The organism is Kiritimatiellia bacterium, assembly GCA_028715905.1.
Taxonomy (GTDB): domain Bacteria; phylum Verrucomicrobiota; class Kiritimatiellia; order JAAZAB01; family JAAZAB01; genus JAQUQV01.
Genome location: JAQUQV010000029.1, coordinates 1 through 22,911, shown reverse-complemented (window position 1 = coordinate 22,911; position 22,911 = coordinate 1). Strand labels below are relative to the sequence as shown.

20 protein-coding genes are annotated in these 22,911 nt (G+C 56.8%); 14 read left to right on the top strand and 6 right to left on the bottom strand.

Features of this window, described 5'->3' with window-relative positions:
* Positions 1-18: 18 nt before the first annotated feature.
* From PHP98_07165 to PHP98_07145, 5 genes are all read right to left on the bottom strand, one after another.
* Positions 19-558, bottom strand: coding sequence for a hypothetical protein (locus tag PHP98_07165; GenBank protein MDD5483414.1), 540 nt, complete (start codon positions 556-558; stop codon positions 19-21).
* A 113-nt stretch (positions 559-671) separates the two neighbouring features.
* Positions 672-2,132: a hypothetical protein gene (locus PHP98_07160; GenBank protein MDD5483413.1), complete on the bottom strand. Its 1,461-nt coding sequence runs from the start codon at positions 2,130-2,132 to the stop codon at positions 672-674.
* Positions 2,133-2,215: 83 nt separating this feature from the next.
* Entirely contained in the window at positions 2,216-2,491 is a 276-nt protein-coding gene (locus PHP98_07155) for a twin-arginine translocase TatA/TatE family subunit (protein ID MDD5483412.1), read from the bottom strand.
* A gap of 173 nt (positions 2,492-2,664) precedes the next feature.
* Positions 2,665-3,183, bottom strand: a complete 519-nt coding sequence (locus PHP98_07150) for an OmpA family protein (protein MDD5483411.1) — start codon at positions 3,181-3,183, stop codon at positions 2,665-2,667.
* A gap of 13 nt (positions 3,184-3,196) precedes the next feature.
* Complete coding sequence (locus PHP98_07145; GenBank protein ID MDD5483410.1) at positions 3,197-4,429, bottom strand: biopolymer transporter Tol; 1,233 nt, start codon at positions 4,427-4,429, stop codon at positions 3,197-3,199.
* A 155-nt stretch (positions 4,430-4,584) separates the two neighbouring features.
* Between PHP98_07145 and PHP98_07140 the strand changes: the two genes are divergently transcribed.
* Genes PHP98_07140 through PHP98_07125 form a run of 4 tightly spaced genes read left to right on the top strand, consistent with a single transcriptional unit; the run spans position 4,585 to position 8,904 of the window.
* Entirely contained in the window at positions 4,585-5,673 is a 1,089-nt protein-coding gene (locus PHP98_07140; GenBank protein ID MDD5483409.1) for an LptF/LptG family permease, read from the top strand.
* Between the two features lie 22 nt (positions 5,674-5,695).
* Entirely contained in the window at positions 5,696-6,838 is a 1,143-nt protein-coding gene (locus tag PHP98_07135) for a glycerate kinase (protein MDD5483408.1), read from the top strand.
* A gap of 15 nt (positions 6,839-6,853) precedes the next feature.
* Complete coding sequence (locus PHP98_07130) at positions 6,854-7,774, top strand: hypothetical protein (GenBank protein ID MDD5483407.1); 921 nt, start codon at positions 6,854-6,856, stop codon at positions 7,772-7,774.
* A gap of 50 nt (positions 7,775-7,824) precedes the next feature.
* Entirely contained in the window at positions 7,825-8,904 is a 1,080-nt protein-coding gene (locus tag PHP98_07125) for a PilT/PilU family type 4a pilus ATPase (GenBank protein MDD5483406.1), read from the top strand.
* 20 nt (positions 8,905-8,924) lie between these two features.
* On the opposite strand, the gene PHP98_07120 is transcribed toward PHP98_07125, so the two are convergent.
* On the bottom strand, positions 8,925-9,986 hold the full coding sequence (locus tag PHP98_07120; GenBank protein MDD5483405.1) for a uroporphyrinogen decarboxylase family protein: 1,062 nt from the start codon (positions 9,984-9,986) through the stop codon (positions 8,925-8,927).
* 399 nt (positions 9,987-10,385) lie between these two features.
* Between PHP98_07120 and PHP98_07115 the strand changes: the two genes are divergently transcribed.
* The 10 genes from PHP98_07115 to PHP98_07070 form a co-directional block, all read left to right on the top strand.
* On the top strand, positions 10,386-11,171 hold the full coding sequence (locus PHP98_07115) for an Hsp20/alpha crystallin family protein (GenBank protein ID MDD5483404.1): 786 nt from the start codon (positions 10,386-10,388) through the stop codon (positions 11,169-11,171).
* 136 nt (positions 11,172-11,307) lie between these two features.
* Complete coding sequence (locus PHP98_07110) at positions 11,308-12,225, top strand: ABC transporter ATP-binding protein (protein ID MDD5483403.1); 918 nt, start codon at positions 11,308-11,310, stop codon at positions 12,223-12,225.
* A 43-nt stretch (positions 12,226-12,268) separates the two neighbouring features.
* The gene (locus tag PHP98_07105) at positions 12,269-13,012 is read left to right on the top strand and encodes an ABC transporter permease subunit (protein MDD5483402.1); all 744 of its coding nucleotides are present in this window, start codon (positions 12,269-12,271) and stop codon (positions 13,010-13,012) included.
* Positions 13,013-13,097: 85 nt separating this feature from the next.
* Positions 13,098-15,014, top strand: a complete 1,917-nt coding sequence (locus PHP98_07100) for a Gldg family protein (GenBank protein MDD5483401.1) — start codon at positions 13,098-13,100, stop codon at positions 15,012-15,014.
* 39 nt (positions 15,015-15,053) lie between these two features.
* Positions 15,054-16,307 (top strand): DUF4340 domain-containing protein, encoded by a 1,254-nt coding sequence (locus PHP98_07095; protein ID MDD5483400.1) that lies wholly within the window; start codon positions 15,054-15,056, stop codon positions 16,305-16,307.
* Positions 16,308-16,333: 26 nt separating this feature from the next.
* On the top strand, positions 16,334-17,323 hold the full coding sequence (locus PHP98_07090; GenBank protein ID MDD5483399.1) for a MoxR family ATPase: 990 nt from the start codon (positions 16,334-16,336) through the stop codon (positions 17,321-17,323).
* Positions 17,324-17,413: 90 nt separating this feature from the next.
* The gene (locus PHP98_07085; protein ID MDD5483398.1) at positions 17,414-18,304 is read left to right on the top strand and encodes a DUF58 domain-containing protein; all 891 of its coding nucleotides are present in this window, start codon (positions 17,414-17,416) and stop codon (positions 18,302-18,304) included.
* A 54-nt stretch (positions 18,305-18,358) separates the two neighbouring features.
* On the top strand, positions 18,359-19,375 hold the full coding sequence (locus PHP98_07080) for a hypothetical protein (protein MDD5483397.1): 1,017 nt from the start codon (positions 18,359-18,361) through the stop codon (positions 19,373-19,375).
* Between the two features lies 1 nt (position 19,376).
* Entirely contained in the window at positions 19,377-20,411 is a 1,035-nt protein-coding gene (locus PHP98_07075) for a VWA domain-containing protein (protein ID MDD5483396.1), read from the top strand.
* Between the two features lie 2 nt (positions 20,412-20,413).
* Positions 20,414-22,911, top strand: a 2,498-nt coding sequence (locus tag PHP98_07070) for a VWA domain-containing protein (GenBank protein ID MDD5483395.1), incomplete at its 3' end; no start/stop codon positions are given.

Here is a 22,911-nt window from a genome sequence, read left to right as displayed (position 1 = left end):
TATCTGTAGCAGTTCAGCTCACACGTTTTGAATCAAGGAAGTCGTGCGGTCCATCATTTTCAGGAGAAAGCGCTGGAGAAACAACAGGCAGTCAAATCCGAACGCCGCCAAAAAGGCGGCGACGATTGCGCAAAGCAGGGGCGAGCCGCTCTTGAAAAAAAGATAATAAAAGGGGTAAAAAGGCACGATAAGCGCGAGCAGCCCGTCAAACATGTTGTCCTTGACGGCGAGGAACACGGCCGTAAGATACAGGATGCCGACGGCGATCATGCCGTATTGTTTCAAAATATCCGGCGCAATGGCCGGCCAGCCTTCAAAAAAACGGATATAGACCAGCCCGCCCCCCAGCAATATGAAAAGAAACCAGCTGAAAGCGAGCCGTATGTTTTGCCGTAAGTTCTGTTTGGCTTTGTTCCGGCGGCGGGCCTTTTCCAGCGCCGGGGCGGCGAAAGCGGAATCAACGGAATTTTCAGAAGTGTTTGCGCCGGATTCCGCCGGCGGCTCGTAGTAATTCTTTTTCAGTTTCAGCCCGTGCGGCTTGACGTAATTTTCCGGCATAATTTTTTTTCTCCCGTCCGGTTGAGTTTAACACCCGAATCTTACGCGATTTTCGCGCAAGATTCGGACATAAAACTGTTTCACCCGCCGGGCAAGTTTTCAACGGTTGATTTTCAGGTTTCCTGGCCGCCGGTTGCTGAAAGCTGTTGTCCCGCCGTCCCGCGCGCGGTTTGTTTGTCCGTCTTTCCATGGCCGGCCGGGCGCGGGGCGGCGGATTCCCGCTCCGGTTTACCCTGCGGCACGGGCGGCGGCCGGGAAGACGCTGGGTTTTTGCCGGGCATGGCGCGGTTGGGAAGGGACAGGGCGCCGTTCATAAATTCAATGACATGTCCGCGGTCAATCAGCCATACCAGGGGGTCAATTATTCCGGTAATGGCCGTTGATTCCGGCGGCGTGCCTGGAACAAGGGCGGCCACCAGGTCCTGGCGCGTTTTGCCGGCATTGTTTAGGATCCACTCCAGGATGCCGCGAATAGCGTCGGTCGTTTGCCCGGGTTCAATCGGGTGTGGTTTGACGGCGCTGACAAAGGTTATTTTCGCGTTTTTGAATATATGCAGGCCCAGCCGGCGGAATCTTTTCAGGATGGCGGAAGCCATATTGATTGGGAAACGCGTCTCTTTTTGCCAGGCCGCCTGAATCAACAGTCTGATGGCGCGGTCGTCCATAGTCTGGCTTGTGGTCGCCGGCACTATGAATTTATGGCCGGCGCGGACCAGCGTGGGCGCATAATTTTCGGCGAAATGCGTGTCCAGCAAAGCTTTGCGTTCAAAAACCAGCGGCTCTTTAAGGAGTTTTGTGCGGTAGATCGTTTTGCGCGCGGCCGCCTTTTTCCATTGTTCAATGGCGGCCGGGTCGGTTTCGTTGGTTATTTGCTTGCGGTACTGTTCAAGCGGCATGTGCGCGAAACGCGTCCGGTGCAGTTCCTGCAATTTTTCGCTGAATTCATGGTGATTGGGCGGGCCGAGCAGTTCGCCGCTTAAAGTGCAGCGGGCAACGCATAAGAAATTTCCCTGAGGCGGTTCGCAATCCTTTTCTTCGCAATCATAGAAAAGGTTCAGATGCTGGTTCAGGCCGTGCGCCAGGGCCGCGGATTTATCCATAAAAAGCGCCCGGCATGCCAGGCATTGATAGAGCGCCTGCGCCGGCTGTCCGTCCCGGCCGCTGGTTTCAATGGCGGCGGCGTAAAATTCCGGCTTGCTCAGGAAGGTGGCGGCTATCTCAAAAAGCGAATAAGCGCGCCGCGTTCCGGCCAGTTGTTTAACCAGGGGTTTTAAGCCGTTTCGTTCGGGAATAAAAGAGACGGTGAACTCCGGCAAAGCCGCCGCGGGAGCGGAATTTTTGTTTTTGCCTTCGGTTGATGCCGGACGAAATGTTTTCCGGGCATGTTCGCGTTTTCCGGCGCGGTTGCCGAACCGGTTTTCGGGTCCGCCCCGGAAAGGAGTTTTCGCCCGCCCCCGTTTCAAAGCTGCGTCTTGCCGCGGGACTGTTCCGGAAACGCTCCACTTCTCCGGCAGTTTCCGGGCCCAGTCCGGACTGAAGGTAAGATCAATGCTCTCGGATGCCTTTTTATCCATGTCTTTGTGTCTGGGCGAAATGGAGTTGAAGGCGATTCCAATTGTCAAGATTGCGCATACTGCTCTTTGCGTTCCGCATTTCTTCAGCCTTCTCTTTTTTCTTCTTCAATCCCCCGCCGGTTGGGCCGTTCCGGAGAATTCGGGCCGGATGGTAGAACTTTATCCATTATGGCTGAAGAAAACTCGTTTGCCGTCCGGCGCATTTCATTCAGTGCCCGGCCGATCTCCCGCGCAAAACCGGGCAGTTTTTCCGCTCCAAACAGAAGCAACACGGCCGCCAGAACAAGCAGAATTTCCGGCGCTCCGAGCGAGCTGAAAATAAACCCCGTGGAACAAAACCTGACTGCAATTGGAAACATAACCGCCCGCCGCGAACCTGGCGGCTGGATTTCCGCGCGCCGCCATGAACATATGTTTAACGGAGCGAGGCCTGATTGGTCCCGCGGCCGCCGCTTCGGCGGAGCGGCCTTTCAGAGACAGAACCAGCCTCTCCACGGCCTGTTTTCTGCCGCCAAAGAATTCCACCGCTGCGTCAATTTTTAAAAAAGACAAATTCGCTTCGGCGATTCAGGCTCCAGGCCGACTCATCGTGTCCCGGGTCAACGGGCCGTTCTTTGCCATAACTTTTGGTCTGAATATTTGCGCCGTCAATGCCTAAACCTATTAAATAAGCCCGGACTGCCAGGGCGCGCCGTTCGCCGAGGGCAAGATTGTATTCGGCGCTGCCGCGCTCGTCGCAATGGCCTTCAATGATTACGCCAACTCCCTGATTCCCTTTGAGATAATCGGCGGCCGCGTCTATTTTATGCCGCTCTAATTCATGAACCTGGGCGCTGTCATACCCAAACAATACCGCGTCGTATTTGACCGAGGTCAGGATGTTCAGCTGACCCTCGGGCCGTTCGGCCAGGCCGTATTCATCGGTTGTTCCGACGGTGCCGCCGATATTGTCGCTGGCGCGGCGGCCGCCCTTGCGGTCCCGGCAACTGGTCATGCAAAGCGAAGCGGCAAGCAAGAGAACGACAAGAGCAAACCAACGGTTTTTTGTCATGCTTTCCTCCAATTTATGGTTTTATATATTTTCCCGAGCAATCAGGAGAAAACCAATCCCCTTTTACAGATTCACGAAGCAGATTTATACAAGAGGGGCCAAGAGTGTCAACAATAAAAACGCGGGAATTGTAGTTTTGCTTGCGCACGCAGAAAATGTGGCGACCGTCGGGCGCCCAGGAGGGATCTTCGTAGGAGGCATCGGGCGGAGTTATCTGTTTGGTTTCGCCGGCGGCGGGATTGAAGACATATAATTGGAACCTTCCTCCGATGAAACTGCTGTAGACGATATAGCCGTTGGGTCCCCAGTCGGGGTCAACATTCTGCGATCCGCCCACGGCAATGCGGCGCGGTTCGCCGCCTTCCTGGCCGATAATATAAAGCTGCGGCGTGCCGGACGAGTCGGAGACGAATACAATCTGCCTGCCGTCCGGCGACCATGAAGGGCTTGCTTCCGCCGCCCTTTTGGAGGCGGTGAGCCGGGTCAGGCGTTCGCTGTTGATATCCATGATGAATAAATCCGGATTGCCGTCCTTGGAAAGAATAAGCGCCAGTTTGCGCCCGTCCGGAGAGAACGCCGCGCTGGCGTTCAGTCCCGGAAAACCGGCCAGGCACTGCCGCCGGCCGCTCTGCATGGTAATCAAAAAGACTTCGGGGAACTGCGTGCGGTAATAGGAGGTATAGACGATTTGTTTGCCGTCCGGGCTCCAGCGGGGGGCGAGGCTGATGGCGTTGTCGCGGGTCAATTGCCGCAGGTTAAATCCGTCGGCATCGCAGATGTACAACTCTTTCTGTCCCGTGCGGTTGCCGACCAAAACGATTTTTGACGACGCCATGCCGGGCTGGCCGGTCAGGGCAAACACGAGGTCGTCCGCCAGCTGATGGGCCAATGAGCGCGCCTCTTCTTTCCCGCCTTTGTATGTTTTTGAAAAAAGCCTTGCCCGCGTCATGGTGTTGTAGGCCTCACTGCGGACAACGAGGCGCGCCCCGCCCTCTTCCGCGCCGCCGATGAGCGTAAATTCAGGCCGGGCCGGGCCGGCAAGTTTAAACCAACCTGAGCGCGTTAAATCCGATTCCAGCGTCCGGCGGAAGACGAGCGAGGCGTTGTCCGCGCCGCTCTTGAAGCCGGAGATATCCAGAAAGGCGGCTTCGCTTAATCCTTTGGTTACCCGTATCTGGGCCGGACAGTCGGTAAGCGCCGCCAGGAAAAGCGCGGAAACGACGACAGCTGATATAAAGTGTTTCATAAGAATCAATTTAGCAGGAAAGACGGAGGAATGGGAAGAAAAAAATCTTAACATAATTGCCTGTTGCATAAAAGTAACCTTATCCTTTTGTTTTTGCAATCATAAAAAAAAATGGTAAAGTGCGGTTTCATTCAGATCGCATTCGCAGCCGCGCCATGAAGATTGTTGACAAATATATCTTTGGACAGTTTATCGTGCCCTTTATCTATTGCCTGCTGGCCTTCAGTATGTTGTTTGTCATTGCCGACCTGTTTGATCATCTCTCCGATTTTATTGAGGCCCGGACGCCTCTGCCGGATGTGTTGCGGTATTATCTCTTTGTCATGCCGTCTCTGCTGGTCTACATCGTCCCCATTTCGCTGTTGCTGGGATTGCTTTACAGCCTCTGGCAGTTGAGCCGCCACAACGAATTGACCGCGTTGCGCGCCTGCGGCGTCAGTTTTTACCGTATTGCCGCGCCCATATTGCTGGTCGGCCTCGTCGTCAGCATGTTGATCAGCGTTTTACAGGAAACCGTCGCGCCCCATTCCACTTACTGGGCCTGGCAGTTTGTTAACCAGCAGAAAAAAAGCGGCGATTTTGCCGCCAGTCATGCGTCCGATTTGCCATATAAGAACGATGATCAGCGGCGCATCTGGCTGATTCGCCGGTTTGACCTCGCGAATTACGACATGCAGGGCGTCCGTGTTGTCCAGCAGCGCCCGGACGGGTCCGACATGGAAGTGGTTCTGGCGGAAGAGGCTAAATTTTTTGACGGACGATGGTGGTTGTTCAACATGAGTGTTCAGAAATATGATTTTTACAACAACCCCGTCGGCGCTCCGACCCATGAGCCGTTGCGCCAGATGGTTGAGTGGAATGAAACCCCCGATGATTTCATGCACGAGGTCAAAAACATGGAGTTTCTTTCCGCCCGCGACCTGGGCCGTTTCCTGGCCACCCGCAAAAACCTTTCGGATAAAACCCGCGCCCGCATTCTGGTTGATTTGCATGCCCGGCTGGCGATGCCCTGGACATGCCTGGTGGTCGTCCTCTTCGGCATTCCGTTCGGCGTGCGCACGGCCCGCAGGGGCGCGCTGATCGGGGTAATCTTTGCCCTGCTCACTTTTTTTTCGTTTTATTTTCTGATGACTTTCGGCCAGTGGCTCGGCAAGGAGCAGTTTCTGGTCCCGGTTGTCAGCGCGTGGATGCCTAATATTTTCTTTTTGTTGCTTGGAAGTTTGTTAATGCTGCGGACGCGCTGAGCCGGCCGCCGCTTTATGATTGATGAATATCCTGATTGTCCCCAACAGCTTCAAGGGTTGTTTAAGCGCCGCTCTGGCCGGCGCGGCCATTGCCGCCGGCGTTCGCAAAGTCGTTCCCTCCGCCGAAATCAGAATTATGCCGCTTTCGGACGGCGGCGACGGCTTGCTGGATGCCTGCCGCCTTTGTCTCGGCGGCGAGGAAATTGCCGCCGACACCTTTGATGCGCTCGGCCGGCCGATCAGGGCTCCCTGGCTGAAGGCGGGGGCAACCGCCATCATTGAAATGGCGCAGGCCTCCGGCCTGGCGCGGCTGGCCGGTCCGGAAGAATATAATCCCCTGACAGCTTCAACCTTCGGCACGGGTTGTCTGATGGCAAAGGCGTTGGATTGCAAATGCCGGCAGATAGTGGTTGGGCTCGGCGGCAGCGCCACGGTTGACGCCGGTTGCGGCCTGGCCGCGGCGCTTGGTTTTAAATTGCCGGATAAAAACGGGAAACAGATACCGCCCGGCGGCGGCAGTTTGCATTTGCTGGATAAAATCGTTGTTGAGCGCCGCGACCGGCGCTTGCGGTCGGCGGAGATAATCTGTCTGACTGATGTCCGCAATCCTCTGCTCGGACCACAGGGGGCGGCGCGGGTGTTCGGCCCGCAAAAAGGGGCGATTCCCGCGCAGGTGGAATTGCTGGAGAAAAATCTTGCGCGCTGGGCCGGAATTGCCAGAAGAGACCTCGGCCGGGACGTTGCGGAAGTCCCCGGCGCGGGAGCGGCCGGCGGCGCCGGCGCCGGCTGCGCCGCTTTTTTCGGGGCATTGCCGCGCAGCGGGGCGGAATGGATCGGGGAAAAAGTTGGTCTTGAGCGGATCTTGGCGGCGGCCGACGTTGTCTTTACCGGCGAGGGCCGGCTTGATTCGCAGACCGCTTTCGGCAAAATACCGGCCTATGTCGGCCGGCTGGGGCGGAAACATGGCAAGCGCGTCGTGGCGCTTGCCGGTGCGGTGGAAGAAGGGGCATGCCCGGCTTCAACGGGCATTACCGAATGCCGGTGTATCAACCCGCGCGGGATTTCATTGCGGGAGGCTTTTCGCGACGCGGAAAAAAACCTTGCGTTGGCGGCCGGGGAGGTTATGATGGAACTTATTGATTCCCCGGGAAACCAGCGGCGATAATTCAGGAGAAAAATCATGAGTAGCCCATCTGTTCTCAGGCCCGTCGGCATGGCTTTGGAAACCGTTCGCCGTGTTCTTTTTCAGCCGTTCCAATTTGTTAAATGGCTGGCAATCGGTTTTACGGCCTGGCTCGCCATGCTGGATGACGGCCTGGGTTTCGGATTTAATTTCCATCCCGGCCAATTCAACAAGGAACAAGCTTCCCAGTGCGCGCATGTTGCGCGCGATTGGTTTCTGGCGCATCTTTTCCTTGTAATTCCCCTGGTTATCGTCGCGGTTACGGCCGGATTGGCGGTTTGGCTGGTTGTGACCTGGCTGGGCTGCCGCGGCAAATTCATGTTTCTTGACAACGTCGTGGGAAACCGCGCCGAAATCATTCAACCCTGGCGGAAATTCCGCGCGCCGGGCAATTCCTGTTTTTTGTTTTCAATCTGTTTTGATTTGGCCGCGGCGGCGGTCTTGCTTCTGGGAGTCGGCCTTGCCCTGCTGGTCAGCTGGCCGGACCTGGCGCGGACGCATTTCGGCTGGCATGCCGCCGGCGCCATCGGGTTCGGAGTTGTTTTCATGTTTTGTTTCATTATGACGGCGGCTGTTATCCGCGTGTTTTTTGAGGATTTTGTGATTCCCGTCATGGCGATGCGGACCTGCCGCGTGATGGAAGGCTGGAAAACGTTTTTTGACCTGTTCAAACACCATGCCGGCATTTTTATCTTATACCTGCTTTTCAAAGCGGTCATCCTCATGGCCGTTGGATTTATTACCGTATTTCTCTGCTGTCTTTTGTGCTGCACGGTGTTGATTCCCTATGTCGGCGTCGTAATTCTTTTGCCGGTTTATGTTTTCCTGCGCAGTTATTCCGTCCATTTTCTCGGGCAATTCGGTAAAACTCTTAAAATGTTTGAAAACAACGGGGCTTCTTATATTGTCCTTTCGTAAACGCCGGCTGTTTTAAACGGCGTCCCCGCCGTCTTAACGCCATGGCTTTAATGAGAACTATTCTTAAGCGCGCGGTTGAACTGAATGCATCCGACATCCATCTCAAGCCGGACCGCGCGCCCTTTTTCAGGATCAACGGCCAGCTCATGGCCGGCGATTTGCCCGTCATCCCGGCCGGCGATCTCGGCGTTTTGCTTGAGAAGATTGTGCCCGGCCATTTGAAAGGAACGGCCGAGCCGCTGCATGAAATGGATTTTTCATACGTTGAAGAAAATATCGGCCGTTTCAGGGTAAACGCTTTCATTTCGCGCGGTCTGCCGGCCCTCACGTTCCGTTATGTAAAAGAGCGAATCCCAAGCCTTGAAGAACTGCATCTGCCGCCGGTGCTGAAAAAGCTTGCCCAGGCGGACAGCGGGATGATCATGGTTTGCGGCGCCACCAGCACGGGAAAATCAACAACCCTGGCGGCCCTCGTGGACTTGATAAATAAAAACCAGTGCTGCCGGATTATCACGGTTGAGGATCCCGTGGAATATGTTTTCAAAGACGAAAAATCATTTATCACCCAGCGGGAGGTCGGGCTTGACACCGTCTCCTTCCATGCCGCGCTGAAACACGTCGTGCGCGAAGACCCCGACGTCATTGTCATCGGCGAGATGCGCGATCATATCAGTTTTTCAGTGGCCTTGTCCGCGGCCGATACCGGTCATCTTGTCTTAAGCACGCTGCATGTCAATTCCGCCGCTTATGCGGTGCACCGTGTCCTTGATTTTTTCCCCCACGCTGAGCGCGACCAGGTCCGCATAACCCTGGCCAATTATCTGGTGGCGGCTCTCTGCCAGCGGATCGTGCCTGCGGCGGCGGGCGGCATTCTGCCGGTTGTTGAAATAATGATCAATACGCCGACCGTGCGCAAGCTGATCATGGAAAATCAGCTGGACACATTGCCGGCCGCGATTGAAACCGGGAACGAGGAAGGCATGCAGACTTTTAATCAGGTCCTGTACGGTCTTGTCCGCGGCGGCGAGATTACCGAAGAAGTCGCCCTGGCCAATTCGCCCCGGCCCGAGGCGCTGAGAATGAACCTGCAGGGCATATTCCTGGACGAGGGCAAGCGCATCCTGGGTTGAAAGAAACGTTGGCGGGCCGCTCAGGCCCGCCGGCGGACGCCGCCTGCATTCGTTCCGCTTGCGTTTTTTCCTTTCCAGTAGTTTCTAAGGTCATAGAATTCTCTGAACATGACTTCGGCGATGGAATCGGTTGTTCCGATAGCTTCGGAATCGCCGTAATTAAACACAATGAACCCCCCTGCGGGCGTTGACCAGTTCGCGACGAGTTCCCTGACTTCCGTCCGCACCGCTTCCGTGTCTTCTTTTGGCAAAGTGGCTTGAATGTCAACCGTGGTTAGAAAACAAATCTTGCCGGCGAAAGATTTTCCGAATTCCTTAATGCCGTATGTTTGCGGTTGCTGCATGTTGAGCACGTTCACGCCAAGCTCAATAAACAGGGGCACAAAGTCATTGATTTTTCCGCAACTGTGGAGGATTACGTGCCAGCCATGCCCGTGAATGGAAGCGAATAATCGCTTGTACCTTTCAAAGAAAAATTCCCTGAACACATCCTTTGACACAAACGTGTTGCTTTGCGTGCCCCAGTCATCCGTTAATAATATGCCGTGAATCTCCCCGCCGAACCGCCGGGCGGCTTCGGCAATGAGCGCGGTTTTGAACTCAAGTATCATGTCAAGAAGTTTGTGTGTCTTCTCCGGTTCAAGATAAAAATCCTCCAGGGTCCGGGCAAATCCGTGCAGCATGTGAAGGCGTTCAAAGAGATTGAAATGACTTGTGATGACCACGTAACGTCCCTTTGCGTCTTTGATGCCGTCTGCGATTCTGTCAAAATAGAAGGGGTTGCGCGGATTGGGGGGGCGAAAAGTCCGCAACCCGCTCCAGTCTTCCAGCGGATGGCCCGCCACCTGTCCCATATTGGCAAGGTCCGTTTTTTCCCATTTGCAACCCCAGTCATCTTGCGCCGGATTATCAAAGAACCACCCGTTTTCCTGCCTGTCCATTTCCCAGCAATCGCAGACATCGTTGGGAAAATTCTTTATTTTTGCGGAAAGTTTGCCGCTCCATGCGCCTCCCAGAAAAAATGGAAGCCGCGGCGGCGTGTCAAATTCAATCGCCCTGCGCACTATTTCTCTGCCCTCCATGCCGTCCTCCGATCTTTAATGATGCCGAACAACCATTTCCGTTTTTTTTGTCTTTTGTGCAGCATAACGTACGATAAAGGCCGTATCCTGTCAATTTTATCCTTCATGATCCTTCATGAATCCTTTCGCGCGAAATTGAAATTATTTTCCGGTGAACGCTGCGAATCAGATTGAGCCCGGCGCCGGCGGTAAAAAACCTCCGTCCCATATCAGTTCGCGATTTCTTCCCGGGAGACGGGTCTGCCGGACATTTTGTCCGGCCCGCCCGGACATATTGTCGCGCTTTCCCATTTCCGGCGGAGGGCGAACGGCGTTATTAACCTGATAACAGGCAATTGCCGGACTTGGCACGATGATTGCTTTATTTTTTTGGCATATATAACCAGGAAGGAACAACACATGCATGAGCGGCGGAAAACCTTATTGTTTGTTTCGGTTATTATCTTGCTGGCTCTGGTTGCGCTGGTGGAAGGGGTGTTTCTGATGCGCAGTCCGGCGCACCGCCACGGCTGGCCGCTATCGGTCTCCGGAATATTCCGTTCCCTGATTGCGCCGGCCGATGTTCCGGCCCGGGCGGAAGATGCCGCAAAGGAAGACATTGTTGTCCAGGAAACGGCGGAAGACCTGGAACGCATGCAAAACCAGATTGACCGTCTTTTCCATGAAATGACGAGGGACATGTTGTTTGTCCGGGGCAATATGCGTTCCGCCGGCCCAGAGCCGGCGCATTTTCCTTTTGAGGACAGTTATCCCGGCGAAGACTGGGTCAGGCGTTTACAGGCCGAGATTGGGCGGATTTTTCAGATGGCGTATGCCAGCCGGCACAGCGGAGCGTTGAATCTTATTGATCGGGACTGGCGCGATGTCGGCGAGATGCCATCGGTCAACATGCGGCAGGAGGAAACCAACTATGTGGTTTCGATTTCCATGCCCGGTGTTGACAAAGCCGGCATCAACGTCAGTCTCAACGGGCGGGTTTTGAAAATTGAAGCCGGGATGGAACGGCGGACAACGGAACAGAACGCGCAGGCAATCTCTTCCGGCCGGTTTCAGACGCAGATCATGCTGCCGGATGACATTGTCGGAGAGGCCGCCCGGGCCGTTTATGAAAACAGCATTTTAAAAATAACAATTCCCAGAAAAACGGATGGTAATTCGCTTGCGCGCAAGGTTGTTATTATGTAATTTTTACCGTTTCAGGAAAAAGATCATATTTTTAAAACGGCGGATTGCAGATTGAGGACAAAGAGACTTCCGGCTCCGGAAAAAGCGGGGGACCGTTGCCTGTGTTCCGGTGTCCGGTTTTAACAGGAGGATGGAAATGCTGGCAGTAAAAAATCTTTGCAAAATGTTCGGGCGTTTGGAAGCGGTTCGCGGCGTGTCTTTCCAGGCGGAAAAGGGCGAAGTGCTGGGTTTTCTGGGACCGAACGGGGCCGGGAAGACAACCACCATGCGGATGATCACCGGATTTCTGCCGCCGACATCCGGCACGGCGGTGATCAACGGCCATGATATCAACGCCGCCCCGCGCGCGGCCAAAAAGCAGATCGGCTATCTTCCGGAAAACGCGCCGGTCTACGGCGAGATGACGGTCTGGAATTATCTGGCGTTCATCGCCGAAATCCGCGGTTTCACGGGTATGGCGCGGGATAAAAAAGTTGAGGCGGCCGTGGAAATCTGCCGTTTGGACAAGGTGCGGCATCAGGCTATCGGCACGCTTTCCAAGGGATACCGCCAGCGGGTTTGTTTTGCCCAGGCCCTCTTGCATGATCCGCCGGTTTTAATTATGGACGAACCCACGGACGGGCTCGATCCCAACCAGAAGCACGTGGTGCGCACCATGATCCGCGACATGGCTTCCCGCAAGACAATCGTCATTTCCACCCATATCCTGGAAGAGGTGGAAGCGGTCTGCACGCGGGTGATAATCATATGCAATGGCGCGTTGATCGCCAACTGCTCGCCCGCGGAATTAAAGTCCCGCAGCAGACTGCACGGCGCCGTTGAGGTGACTTTCAAAACCTTTGATCCGGATATGGCGGCAAAAATCAAAAACATCGCGTCGGCCGCCGAAACAACCGTCAACGGCAACACCATTACCGTTTTGCCGCGGGATTCCGCCCGGTTGTTCCAGGATGTTACCGAGCTGACCCGGGCCAATCCCGGCTGGCCGGTAACGGGATTGCGCGCCCTGGAAGGCAAACTGGACGATGTTTTCCGGGAACTGACGGGCGGGTAAAAAAGGAAGAAAAAAAGAACAAAAACAACTCGGAGGAAAAAAAATGGATTTTGTCCGCAATACGAAGGCAATCGCAAAACGCGAGCTCGTTTCCTACTTTGAATCGCCGGTGGCTTATGTTTTTATGATTGTCTTTTTAATGCTGCTTGGCTTTCTGACATTTTTCGTGTCGCGTTTTTATGAAATCGGCCAGGCCGACCTGCGTCCCTTTTTCTTCTGGCACCCCTGGCTTTTCCTGATCCTGGTGCCGGCGGCCGCCATGCGGCTTTGGGCGGAAGAGCGCCGCTCCGGCACGATAGAAACGCTGCTGACCCTCCCGGTATCCATGACCGAGGCCATCCTCGGAAAATTCCTGGCGGCCTGGATTTTTATCGGACTCATCATCGCGCTCACCTTCCCCATTGTCCTGACGACGGTTTATCTCGGGGACCCGGACAAGGGCGCGATCATTGGCGGCTATATCGGCAGTTTCCTGCTGGCGGGAACGTATCTTGCGGTCGGCATGATGACTTCGGCTTTTACGCGCAACCAGGTGATCAGTTTTGTTCTGGCGCTGATGATCTGTCTCTTTTTACTGCTGGCCGGCTGGCCGCCGGTAACCGATCTGCTGGTCAAGTGGGCCCCGGACTGGCTGGTGAACGGCGTGGCGGCTTTCAGTTTCATGCCGCACTACGAGGCGTTTCAGAAGGGGATATTGGACAGCCGCGATTTTGTTTATTACCTGAGCGCGATCGCGCTCATGCTCTTTGGAACTTACATCGTCGTTGAAAGCAGAAAATCGGCGTGAGAATGCCGCCTGGCGTTTTTGCGGCAAGCCGCCGCAGGAATGCCCGCGCTTGCGCGGCAAAAACCATTTAAAGGAGATAAAATTCATGAAGCAGACCGGATTGAAATGGATATGGAAAATGAGCGGCGGGGCCCTGGCCTTGCTGGCCCTGCTTGTCATTCTGATCGCCCTCAACATTATTATGGGCGGTTTTTACTTCCGCAAGGACCTGACCGAGGAAAAGGTTTTCACCCTTTCCGAGGGCACGCTCAATTTGCTCAAAAAACTGGATGCGCCGGTAACGCTCAAATATTTCTTTACCCGCAGCGCCGCCGCCACGTCCGTTCCCCTGAAAACGTTCGCGCGGCAGGTGGAGGATTTGCTGAACGAATACCGGCTGGCCGCCGACGGCAAGATCGTGGTTGAAATATACGATCCCGAGCCCGATTCCGACGCCGAGGAATGGGCGGAGCGCTACGGACTCAGTGGCCAGACCCTGGACCTGGCGGGGCCGGCCGTTTATTGCGGTTTGGCGGCGGTGAAGGGCGACGCGGTGGAAACCATCCCCGTTCTTGATCCGCGTTCGGAAGAACTGCTTGAATATAACATTACCCGCATGATCGCGCGCGCGGCCAATCCGAAGAAACCCGTCGTCGGCGTCATGAGCAGTCTGCCGGTCATGGGCGTGCGCGCTTTTCCCTACGCCATGCCCGGCCAGCCGCGTCCGCAGAATCAGCCGCCCTGGGCGGTCTTCCAGGACCTTGGCCGGGATTACGAAGTGCGCTCGCTCCCCGCCGGCGCGGAGCATCTGGACCCGGACATGGATCTCGTGATTTTAATTCATCCCAAAAACCTTTCCGACAAGACGCTTTTCGCGCTGGACCAGTTTGTCCTGCGGGGCGGCCGCCTCATGGCTTTCATTGATCCCATGTGCCTGTGCGAGGCTATGCTGGGCGACGCCTCCCCCGATTTGTCACGGCCCTTTTCGGACCTGAACAAACTGACGGACGCCTGGGGAATTAAATACGAGGGCGACAAGGTCGTGGCCGACCTGGAAGCCGCCACGCGCGTGCGGCTGAACAACAATGCCCTTGATGAAAACCCCGCGTTTTTAACTCTGCGCCGGGAAAATATTGACGGCCAGAACGTTATTACCGCGCCGCTTGAATCGCTCATTCTTCCCGGTGCCGGCGCTTTCACGGGCGCGGGCGCCGCGGAGCTCAGGGTGGAGTCGCTCCTGGTTTCCTCGCCCCAGTCCCAGCTGGTCAATTCCTTCGCCGCCCGGCTCGGTTCCGAGGCCATCCGCCGCGATTTTCAGCCCGGCCTCAAAAAGATGAATCTTGCTTTGCGCCTGCACGGCCGGTTCAAGACCGCCTTCCCGGAAGGCGCGCCGCCGGCCGCCTCCGCGGCTGACGACAAGGAGCAGAAACCCGGAGAATCAAAAGAAGAAGCGCCGGCGCTCAAGGAAAGCGAAAAGGAAACAACCGTCATCCTGGTGGCCGACGCGGACCTTTTATACGACGCTTTTGCAGTGCAGGAATTGAATGTCTTCGGCGCGCGCGTCTATCAGCCGATGAACGACAACATCAACTTTTTCTTCAACGCGGTTGATTACCTTGCCGGCAGCGAGGACCTCGCCCGGATACGTTCCCGCGGGCGTTTTGAGCGTCCTTTTGACAAGGTCCTGGCCCTGCAGCGCTCCGCCCAGGAAAAATGGCTTCTGAAGGAACGCGAGCTTCAAAGCCAGCTTGAAAGCACGCGCGAAAGACTGGAGTCTCTCCAGCGGCAGAAGGACAAAAATCAGAAATATATTTTGAGCCCGGAGCAGGAGGAGGAAATCAACCGGTTCCGCCAGGAACAGCTCAAAACCCAGCGCGAGCTCAAACAGGTCCGCAAAAACCTGCGCGAGGGAATAGAAAGACTGGGCGGGAAGGTCAAAATTCTTAACATCCTGCTGGTGCCCGTTCTGGTGGCCGGCGCCGGCCTGATTTTTGCCTGGCGCCGCAGCGCGCGAACGAGATAAAAAAGGAAGAAGACAGGAGGAAGAAGGAGAGCGAACAAAATGAATGCAAAGACATTGATTGTGCTTGTGGCGGCCGCCGTGCTTCTCGGGGGCATGGCTTATTATTCGGTCCAGAAAAAAAAACCGTCTTCAGCCTCCGTCGCCATCGGCGGCAAAGCGCTTCAGAACCTTGACGTCAACCGCGTCGCCAAGCTGGTGATCATTTCCGGCACCGGCCGGATCACGGTTGCCCGGCCGAAGGGCAGATGGGTGGTGGCCAGCCGTTTCAATTATCCCGCTAATTTTGACAAAGTGGCCGATGTGATCCGCGAGTTGAGCGAATTGAAAATAGGCCAGATTGTTAATGCGCCGCCCGGCCGGCTTGCCGATTTCAATCTTGTTTCCCCCGCGCCGGCCGCCGCCACGAACCAGCCGGCCGGCTCCGGCACGCTGGTTGAATTGCGCGACGAAAACGACGGCCTGATGGCTTCGCTCATCATCGGTAAAAATTTCATGCGGCCGCAATCCGCGCCCATGACGGATATGGCGATGAATTTCGGCGATTATTCCGCCGGCCGCTACGTCCAGTCCGTTGACAACAAGGTTTATCTTGTCGCCAAAAGCCTTGACCGCCTGACGGAAGAAGCCAAAACATGGCTGGCGGATGACTTTATCATGGCATCCGCGGCGGATATCATGGAAATCAATGTCTCCGGGCCGGACCGCGACCCGATCAAGCTTGTCCGCGCCAGGGAGGGCGGTGATTTTTCGCTCGCCGATTTGCGGCCGGGAGAAGGCAGTCTGGATAGTTCAAAAATCAGCCGGATAACCGGCGCGCTGGACCATCTCGGTTTTGATGATGTGGCCGATCCCGCGCTGACGCCGAAGGAAACGGGGCTGGACCGTCCGCTTGTTTTCAAGGCCGCGACCAAAGACGGCCTGATTTACACGCTCCAGGCCGGCAATCAGCTTGCCGATGACAATCAGGACCGTTATTTCACGATTTCCGCGACCAATGATCCCGCCCTTGCCGAAACAGCCGCGGCCGGGACGGAGGATGAACCCGCGGCCGGGAAAAAGGAAAAGGACGGCCGGACCGCCCCGTCCGCGCAGGAGGGGGAAAAGAAAAGCGCGGCCGAGCGGGCGGCGGAATTAAACGCGAAATTCGGCTCCTGGATTTATATCGTTAAATCCTATCGCGCCGAGCCGATGCTGATCACGCGCGCGGATTTGATTAAAAAACCGGAGCCGGAAAAGAAAGAGGCGAAAACGGAAAAAAACCGGGAAAAGGAAGAAAACAAAAAATCGGAATAAAATGATCTTTACTGGGAGGCCCGCCAATGGACCATGCTGAAATAACCAAAACGACCGATCTCATTCACGAACAGACAAAAATTCTTGACGCCCTGCGCCAGGAAGTGATGAAAGTGCTCGTCGGCCAGGAAAAATTGCTTGACCGCATGCTGATAGCGCTGGTTACCGGCGGACACATTCTGCTGGAAGGCGTGCCGGGCCTGGCCAAGACAACGGCCGTTAAAACGCTGGCCAGAACGCTAGGCCTCAAGTTTCAACGCATCAGTTTCACGCCGGATTTGCTGCCGGCCGATTTGATAGGCACGCTGGTGTATGATCTGAAAACGGGGACGTTTTCTCCGAAGAAAGGGCCGGTGTTCACCAACCTGCTGTTGGCCGATGAAATCAACCGGGCGCCGGCCAAAGTTCAATCGGCCCTGCTGGAGGCCATGCAGGAGCGCCAGGTAACGATCGGCGACACAACCTATCCTTTGCCCGATCCCTTCCTGGTGATGGCAACCCAGAACCCGATTGAACAGCAGGGAACTTATCCCCTGCCCGAGGCGCAAATTGACCGCTTCATGCTCAAATGCAAGATAACTTATCCTTCCAAGGACAACGAGCGCCTTATCATGAACCGCTTCGCCGGACGCCGGCCGATTGAAGTCAACTCCGTCATGTCGGCCGGCCAGATATCGCTTTTGCGCGACCTGCTGGACCAGGTCTATTGCGACGAGAAGGTGGGGGATTATATCCTGGACCTGGTTTTTGCCACGCGCAAGCCTTCGGATTACGGCATCAAGATTGACCACCAGATTGAATTCGGCGCCTCGCCGCGCGCTTCGCTTTATTTGAACCTGGCTTCCCGCGCGAACGCCATGCTCCATGGCCGGGGCTATGCCACGCCCCAGGACGTCAAGGAAATGGCTTACGACATCCTGCGGCACAGGATCATGCTTACTTATGAGGCGGAAGCGGAGGAGGTGGAGAGCGAGGATGTCATCGCCCGCTTCTTGAGCGATATCCCGGTGCCGTAGAAAAAGTAAAAGCCGGGAAAAACGGAATTCAAAAGGAAGTAAAATCGGGGCGTCAGACAATTCTGCATTCTGCCTTCGGCATTTAAAAAGATGGCCATTGACACCAGAGAGTTGATGAAGCATGTCCGCCGGATCAGGATATTCACCGCGAAATTCGTGGATGAATATATCAGCGGAGAATATCATTCCGTCTTCAAGGGCCGCGGAATGGAGTTTGACGAAGTGCGCGAGTATGTTCCCGGCGATGATGTCCGCTCCATTGACTGGAACGTAACCGCCCGCATGGGACATCCGTTTGTTAAAAGGTTTTGCGAGGAACGCGAGCTGACGGTCGTTTTTCTCGTGGACATATCCGGGTCAATGTGTTTTGGTTCCGCCGCCCGCTCAAAGGCGGAAACCGCCGCGGAATTGACCTGCCTCCTCGCCCTTTCGGCTATCAGGAACCAGGACAAGGTGGGGATGGTCCTTTTCAGCGACCGCATTGAACGTTATGTGCCGCCCCGCAAGGGACGCACCGCCGTTATGCGCCTGGTCCGCGAAGTTCTGGCCGCCGAGGAAACCCGCCGGCCGACCGATCTGGGCGCGGCCCTGCAGTTCCTGAATAAAACCCAGAAACGGCGGGCGGTGGTCTTCCTGATTTCAGATTTCCTTTCCGGCGGATACGAGGGCGAACTGCGGGTGACGGCCAAACATCACGACCTCATTTGCTGCACGATTTCCGATCCGCGCGAAAAGGCGCTCGTCCCCGCCGGCCTGCTCGCGGTTGTTGACCCGGAGACCGGCGATCTCATGGAAATTGACACCGGGTCGCGGAAAACGATGGATTTCTTCCGGCGGCGGGCCCGCGAGGAGGCCGAGGCGTTGGACCTCCAATTTAAACGGCTGAAAACCGACGCGCTCAATCTTTCAACGGACCGGCCTTTCGTGGACGACGTCCGGAAACTATTTCTCAAGCGCCAGCGGCGTATGCGGCGCGGATAATTTGGCCCTAAATTTTCTGCCGGCGCGGCCGGGCGGACAAACGCGGAATGCGGCATGAAAAAACAAGATCATACAGCTTTATCGGTTTTTTGCCGGTTGCTTGTCCCGGCGGTGTCAATCGCGCTTGTAACGGGCTGCGTCCCGCAAAAAGACGCGCCCGCGCCCGCCGCGCCGGCGGCGGCGGAAAGGATTTCCTCCGGACAGATTGAGCTGGCCGTTCTGGCTGAGCCGGCGCAGGTTCATCTTGACCGCGATATTCTCCTGACCCTGCGGGTCTGCGCCCCGTCCAATATGGAAGTGCATCCGCCCGCTTTGTCGGACCGCTTGAAGGGTTTTGCGCTCAGCGGCAGCTTTATCCGCTCCGGGCCGCCGGCCGCGGGAAAGTTCGTCAGGGAATATTGTTTCCGATTGACGCCGACCCTGGCGGATGAATACCGCATCGCTCCCTTGGCCGTTGCCTGGACCAACCACGCGGTTTCTCCTCCGGCGGCGGGGTGGTTTGCGACCCGCCCGCTTTGTTTCCAGGCCGTGCAAATAGCGCCGGGCGCTCCGGCCGCCTCCATTCAGGACATCGCCGGTCCGGTCTGGATTTATCCCGCCTTCAGGACCGTGGCGGGCTGGGCGGCGGCAATTCTGGCCGCGGCCGGCGTTATTTTCCTCCTGTGGCGGATGAGCAGACGTATTCACCGGGCCGTCAAACTGCGCCGCATGTCACCCAGGGAACGCGCGCTTTACGAACTTAACGAATTGCTGGAGCAGGATTTCATCGCCAAACAGCAGGTCAAGGAGTTTTATCTGAAAATCACCATGATTGTCCGGCGTTATATTGAGCGCGCGCACTCCATCCGGGCGCCGGAACAGACCACCGAGGAGTTTCTGGCCGCCGCGGCCGGCAACGGCGTCTTTTCGCGCGAAGTTGTCGGCAAACTCAGGGCGTTTTTGCAGACCGCCGACCTGGTAAAATTCGCCGCCTACCGTCCCGGGCGCGAAATTATTGGCCAGACCGTTTCCACGGCGCGCGATTATATTGAAACGGACGCGCCCGTGCGGGATAAGACAAAAAACACATAACATGTTCCGATTTGCCGAACCATATTATTTTTTACTGTTGATTCCGCTCGCGTTGGCGTGTTGGATGGTTTACGCGCGCCGCGTGAAGCATGGCGCTGTTTTCGCCCCAACCCGCCGCCTGCCGGCTGCCGCCCGATCGTGGCGCAGAACTTTACGTCTTGCTTTGCCCGCCTTTTACCTGGCCGGACTCGTTTTGGCAATCATTGCGCTGGCCCGTCCGCAGACGGTGTTTTCCAGAACCGCGGTGAACGCAAACGCCATCGCCATCCAGATGGCGGTGGATATTTCCGGCTCAATGCAGGCGCTTGATTTTTCAACCGCCGGAAAATCGCGCACACGGCTGGACGTGGTCAAGGAGACTTTTGCCGACTTTATCCGCCGCCGTCCGGACGACTTGATCGGCCTGGTTACTTTCGGCGGTTTTGCCGTTTGCCGGGTTCCATTGACAATTGATCACGGCGTCCTTCTGCATTCTCTGAAAGGCGTGGAAACCCCGCGCGTCCGCCTGGATGACGAGGGCAACGCGGCCAACCGCGAGGAATTGCTCACCGCCATCGGCGACGCGCTTGCCACGGCCTGCGCCCGGCTTGAGCAGGCGGAGATCAAGTCAAAGATCGTCGTGCTCTTGAGCGACGGCGAATCAAACACCGGCGCCATCAAGCCGGACGAGGCCATTGAGGCGGCCCGGGCCCTGGGCATCAAGGTTTATACGATCGGCGTCGGCTCCACCGGCCGCGCGCCTTTCCTGACGCAGGACATTTTCGGGCGCAAGACGGTCGGTTACGCCGAGGTGAGCATGGACGAGGAGCTTTTACGCCGGATCGCCGGAAAAACAAACGGCCGCTATTTTAACGTCCGCGACCCGAAGGGGCTGGCCAAGGCCTTGCAGGAGATAGACAAGCTTGAAAAAACCGCGGTCAGGAGGGAAATTTACAACCAGTATGACGAATGGTATCTCCGGTTTCTCGCGCCCGGTCTCGCTATGCTGGTTTTGGCGGCGTCATTGAACATGTTCTGGTTCCGGGAGATTATTTAAACATGAGCCTGCAATTCGCACACGGTTGGGTTTTGTTCATGGTCTGGGCCATACCGGTTTTGGCCTTCCTGTGGTTCCTGCTTTTCCGCCGGAAGCAGAAGGCGCTTGCCCTGTTCCTGGCCGAGCCGATGCTTTCAAAACTTTCCCCGGCCGTCAATTCTTCCCGGTTCTACTGGCAGGCCGCCTGTATCCAGGCCGGTTTGATTTTGCTCCTGATCGCCGCGGCGCGCCCGCAGTGGGGCATGGAGGAGCGGACTGTTTTCCAGCGCGGCCGGGATTTGATCATTGCTTTGGACGTCTCGCGTTCCATGCTCGCGCGCGACGTTCATCCCAGCCGTTTGCAGAGGGCCAAGACCGATATCCAGGACCTTTTGCGCGAGTTGCGCGGCGACCGCGTGGCCCTGCTTGTTTTCCGCGGCCTGGCCGTGCAATTGTGCCCGCTCACGACCGACTATGCCTATCTTGCCCAAATCCTGGACGATGTTACGGTTGACTCGGCCCCGCCGGGCGAAACCAATATCGGCGACGCGATTGAAAAGGCTTTGGCCGCCTTTGAAAACGATCTGGGCGCGCACCGGGCCATGATTCTGATCTCGGACGGCGAAGACCTCGCCGGCCGGGCGAAAACCGCGGCCGAGCTGGCGAAAACAAAAGGGGTTGTTGTTTTTGCGATCGGCCTCGGCGATCCCCAGGGCGCCCGCATTCCCGGCGCGTCCAAGTCCGAGCCGCACCTGGTTTATCAGGGACAGGAAGTTATCTCCAGACTCCAGCACGAGACCTTGAAGGAAATAGCCGGAATCACCGGCGGCGCCTATGTTCCGGTCGGGCTTGCCAACGTCAACCTCGGAAAATTATACAGCGAGTATTTGAGCAAAATCACGGCGCGCGATATTGAGGAAAGCCTGCAGAAACGCATGCTGGATCGTTACCAGTGGTTCCTTTTTCCCGGCGTTTTGCTGCTCCTCGCCGGCGCGCTTCTCAGCCGGGGACGCCTGGCCGCGCGCGGCCGGTCCGCGCATGCGCCCCGCGATCATGCCAAGACGTTTTTTCCGTATTTGCGCGCCGCAAAATTGATATTGCTGTTTTTCGTTTTGCATGCATGCCGGGACAATCTGGCGGCCGCGCCCGGCCAGCCCATAACGGTTGTTTCGCCGGGCAAGACGGTTTCCGCGCCCGGTCTCCCGCCGGGAGCGGCAACATCCGGCGCGCCGCCGGCCGGCACGGCTGAAGGAGAGGTGGCGGACAAAACTGATGTTCCGGAAAGGCAGGCCGCGGCCAATGCGGTCGCGGCAAAGCCGGCACTTCCTGAAAATTTTCCGACCGGCCGGCAAGGCGCAAGCATGGCCCAAGGTCTGTACCGCCGCGGCGATTACCGCCGGGCGGCTTCCGCCTACCTGCATGCCATGAGCAACAGCAGTCCGCATTTGCAGAACAACTGCCTCTTCAACGGCGGCTGCGCTTTTTACCGCGCCGGCGATTATAGCAATGCCGCGAGGTCTTTCGCCCTCCTGGGGGGCAGGGAAGATGTTGATCATGAAAAGACCGCTTATAATCTCGGCGCCGCGAATTACCGCCTGGCGGAACAGGCGGATGCGGCGCAAAAGACGTCCCTCCTTGAAAAAGCGGGCGGCGCTTTCCAGCGCGCGTTGCGCGCCGGCCGCGACGCGTCCCGTCCGCGGAAAATCCATGGCAATGCCGCCGCCAATCTGGCCGTGATTACCAACCTCCTTCCGAAAGCCAGGGAGGAAGCCAAGCTGCAGGCGCTTATGGCCGCATACGGCCGGCATCCGCCGGGCCAGCTCGCGGACATGATTCTTCAAAAGCAAAGGGAAATAATCGCGGCCCTGCCCCCGGCCGTAACCAACGCCGCGCCCGGCCGTATTCCCCAATTTGAAGCCCTGGCCGAACGGCAGCGCGCCAACTCCGACCTGATGATCCCTTTCCAGGCGGCGCTTTCCCAAGCCGTGGCCGCGCAGGGGCCGCAAGGCGGACAGCAGACGGCGCTCCTGGGACAGCACCTGGAGGCTCTGCGGAATTCCATGCATGAAAGTTATAATTACCTGCGTGATGTTGATAACCGCGCTCTCTCACCGGCCCGGGCAGCGGAACACGGCGTTTATAATCTCTGGAAGAAACTGGCCCCGTTTGAAAAATTACTGCAGGAGGATATCCGGCGGCAGACCAACGCGATTGCCATGACCACTTCCTTGATGGCCGAGGCCGCAGGCGAGATCAAGCTTGTTCAAACGGAACAGAATGAAGCACGGGATTTGACCGGGCTTTTTGCGGAGCGTTTCGCGCAGGCAGTGCCGTCGGAGGGAATTTCTCCCGATAAAAAATTGCCGGGCATGCCCGCGGCGCCTTTGGCGGACCCGGAAAATACGCCGCCTTCCACGAATGATGCGGCCCGGATTACCCCGGAAATGCGCACCAACATCCTGTTTCTTGCGGAACAGGCCCTCCAGAAGCAGGCCAAGTCCGCCCGGTTCCTGGCCGCGGA

What these genes read in the sequence shown, in the direction of transcription:
- PHP98_07160 (MDD5483413.1), bottom strand. Translation starts at nt 2,132, where the DNA reads ATGGATAAAAAGGCATCCGAGAGCATTGATCTTACCTTCAGTCCGGAC.
- PHP98_07090 (MDD5483399.1), top strand. Translation starts at nt 16,334, where the DNA reads ATGGACCATGCTGAAATAACCAAAACGACCGATCTCATTCACGAACAG.
- PHP98_07080 (MDD5483397.1), top strand. Translation starts at nt 18,359, where the DNA reads ATGAAAAAACAAGATCATACAGCTTTATCGGTTTTTTGCCGGTTGCTT.
- PHP98_07105 (MDD5483402.1), top strand. Translation starts at nt 12,269, where the DNA reads ATGGATTTTGTCCGCAATACGAAGGCAATCGCAAAACGCGAGCTCGTT.
- PHP98_07125 (MDD5483406.1), top strand. Translation starts at nt 7,825, where the DNA reads ATGAGAACTATTCTTAAGCGCGCGGTTGAACTGAATGCATCCGACATC.
- PHP98_07095 (MDD5483400.1), top strand. Translation starts at nt 15,054, where the DNA reads ATGAATGCAAAGACATTGATTGTGCTTGTGGCGGCCGCCGTGCTTCTC.
- PHP98_07150 (MDD5483411.1), bottom strand. Translation starts at nt 3,183, where the DNA reads ATGACAAAAAACCGTTGGTTTGCTCTTGTCGTTCTCTTGCTTGCCGCT.
- PHP98_07085 (MDD5483398.1), top strand. Translation starts at nt 17,414, where the DNA reads ATGGCCATTGACACCAGAGAGTTGATGAAGCATGTCCGCCGGATCAGG.
- PHP98_07120 (MDD5483405.1), bottom strand. Translation starts at nt 9,986, where the DNA reads ATGGAGGGCAGAGAAATAGTGCGCAGGGCGATTGAATTTGACACGCCG.
- PHP98_07100 (MDD5483401.1), top strand. Translation starts at nt 13,098, where the DNA reads ATGAAGCAGACCGGATTGAAATGGATATGGAAAATGAGCGGCGGGGCC.
- PHP98_07140 (MDD5483409.1), top strand. Translation starts at nt 4,585, where the DNA reads ATGAAGATTGTTGACAAATATATCTTTGGACAGTTTATCGTGCCCTTT.
- PHP98_07135 (MDD5483408.1), top strand. Translation starts at nt 5,696, where the DNA reads ATGAATATCCTGATTGTCCCCAACAGCTTCAAGGGTTGTTTAAGCGCC.
- PHP98_07145 (MDD5483410.1), bottom strand. Translation starts at nt 4,429, where the DNA reads ATGAAACACTTTATATCAGCTGTCGTCGTTTCCGCGCTTTTCCTGGCG.
- PHP98_07155 (MDD5483412.1), bottom strand. Translation starts at nt 2,491, where the DNA reads ATGTTTCCAATTGCAGTCAGGTTTTGTTCCACGGGGTTTATTTTCAGC.
- PHP98_07130 (MDD5483407.1), top strand. Translation starts at nt 6,854, where the DNA reads ATGAGTAGCCCATCTGTTCTCAGGCCCGTCGGCATGGCTTTGGAAACC.
- PHP98_07165 (MDD5483414.1), bottom strand. Translation starts at nt 558, where the DNA reads ATGCCGGAAAATTACGTCAAGCCGCACGGGCTGAAACTGAAAAAGAAT.
- PHP98_07075 (MDD5483396.1), top strand. Translation starts at nt 19,377, where the DNA reads ATGTTCCGATTTGCCGAACCATATTATTTTTTACTGTTGATTCCGCTC.
- PHP98_07115 (MDD5483404.1), top strand. Translation starts at nt 10,386, where the DNA reads ATGCATGAGCGGCGGAAAACCTTATTGTTTGTTTCGGTTATTATCTTG.
- PHP98_07110 (MDD5483403.1), top strand. Translation starts at nt 11,308, where the DNA reads ATGCTGGCAGTAAAAAATCTTTGCAAAATGTTCGGGCGTTTGGAAGCG.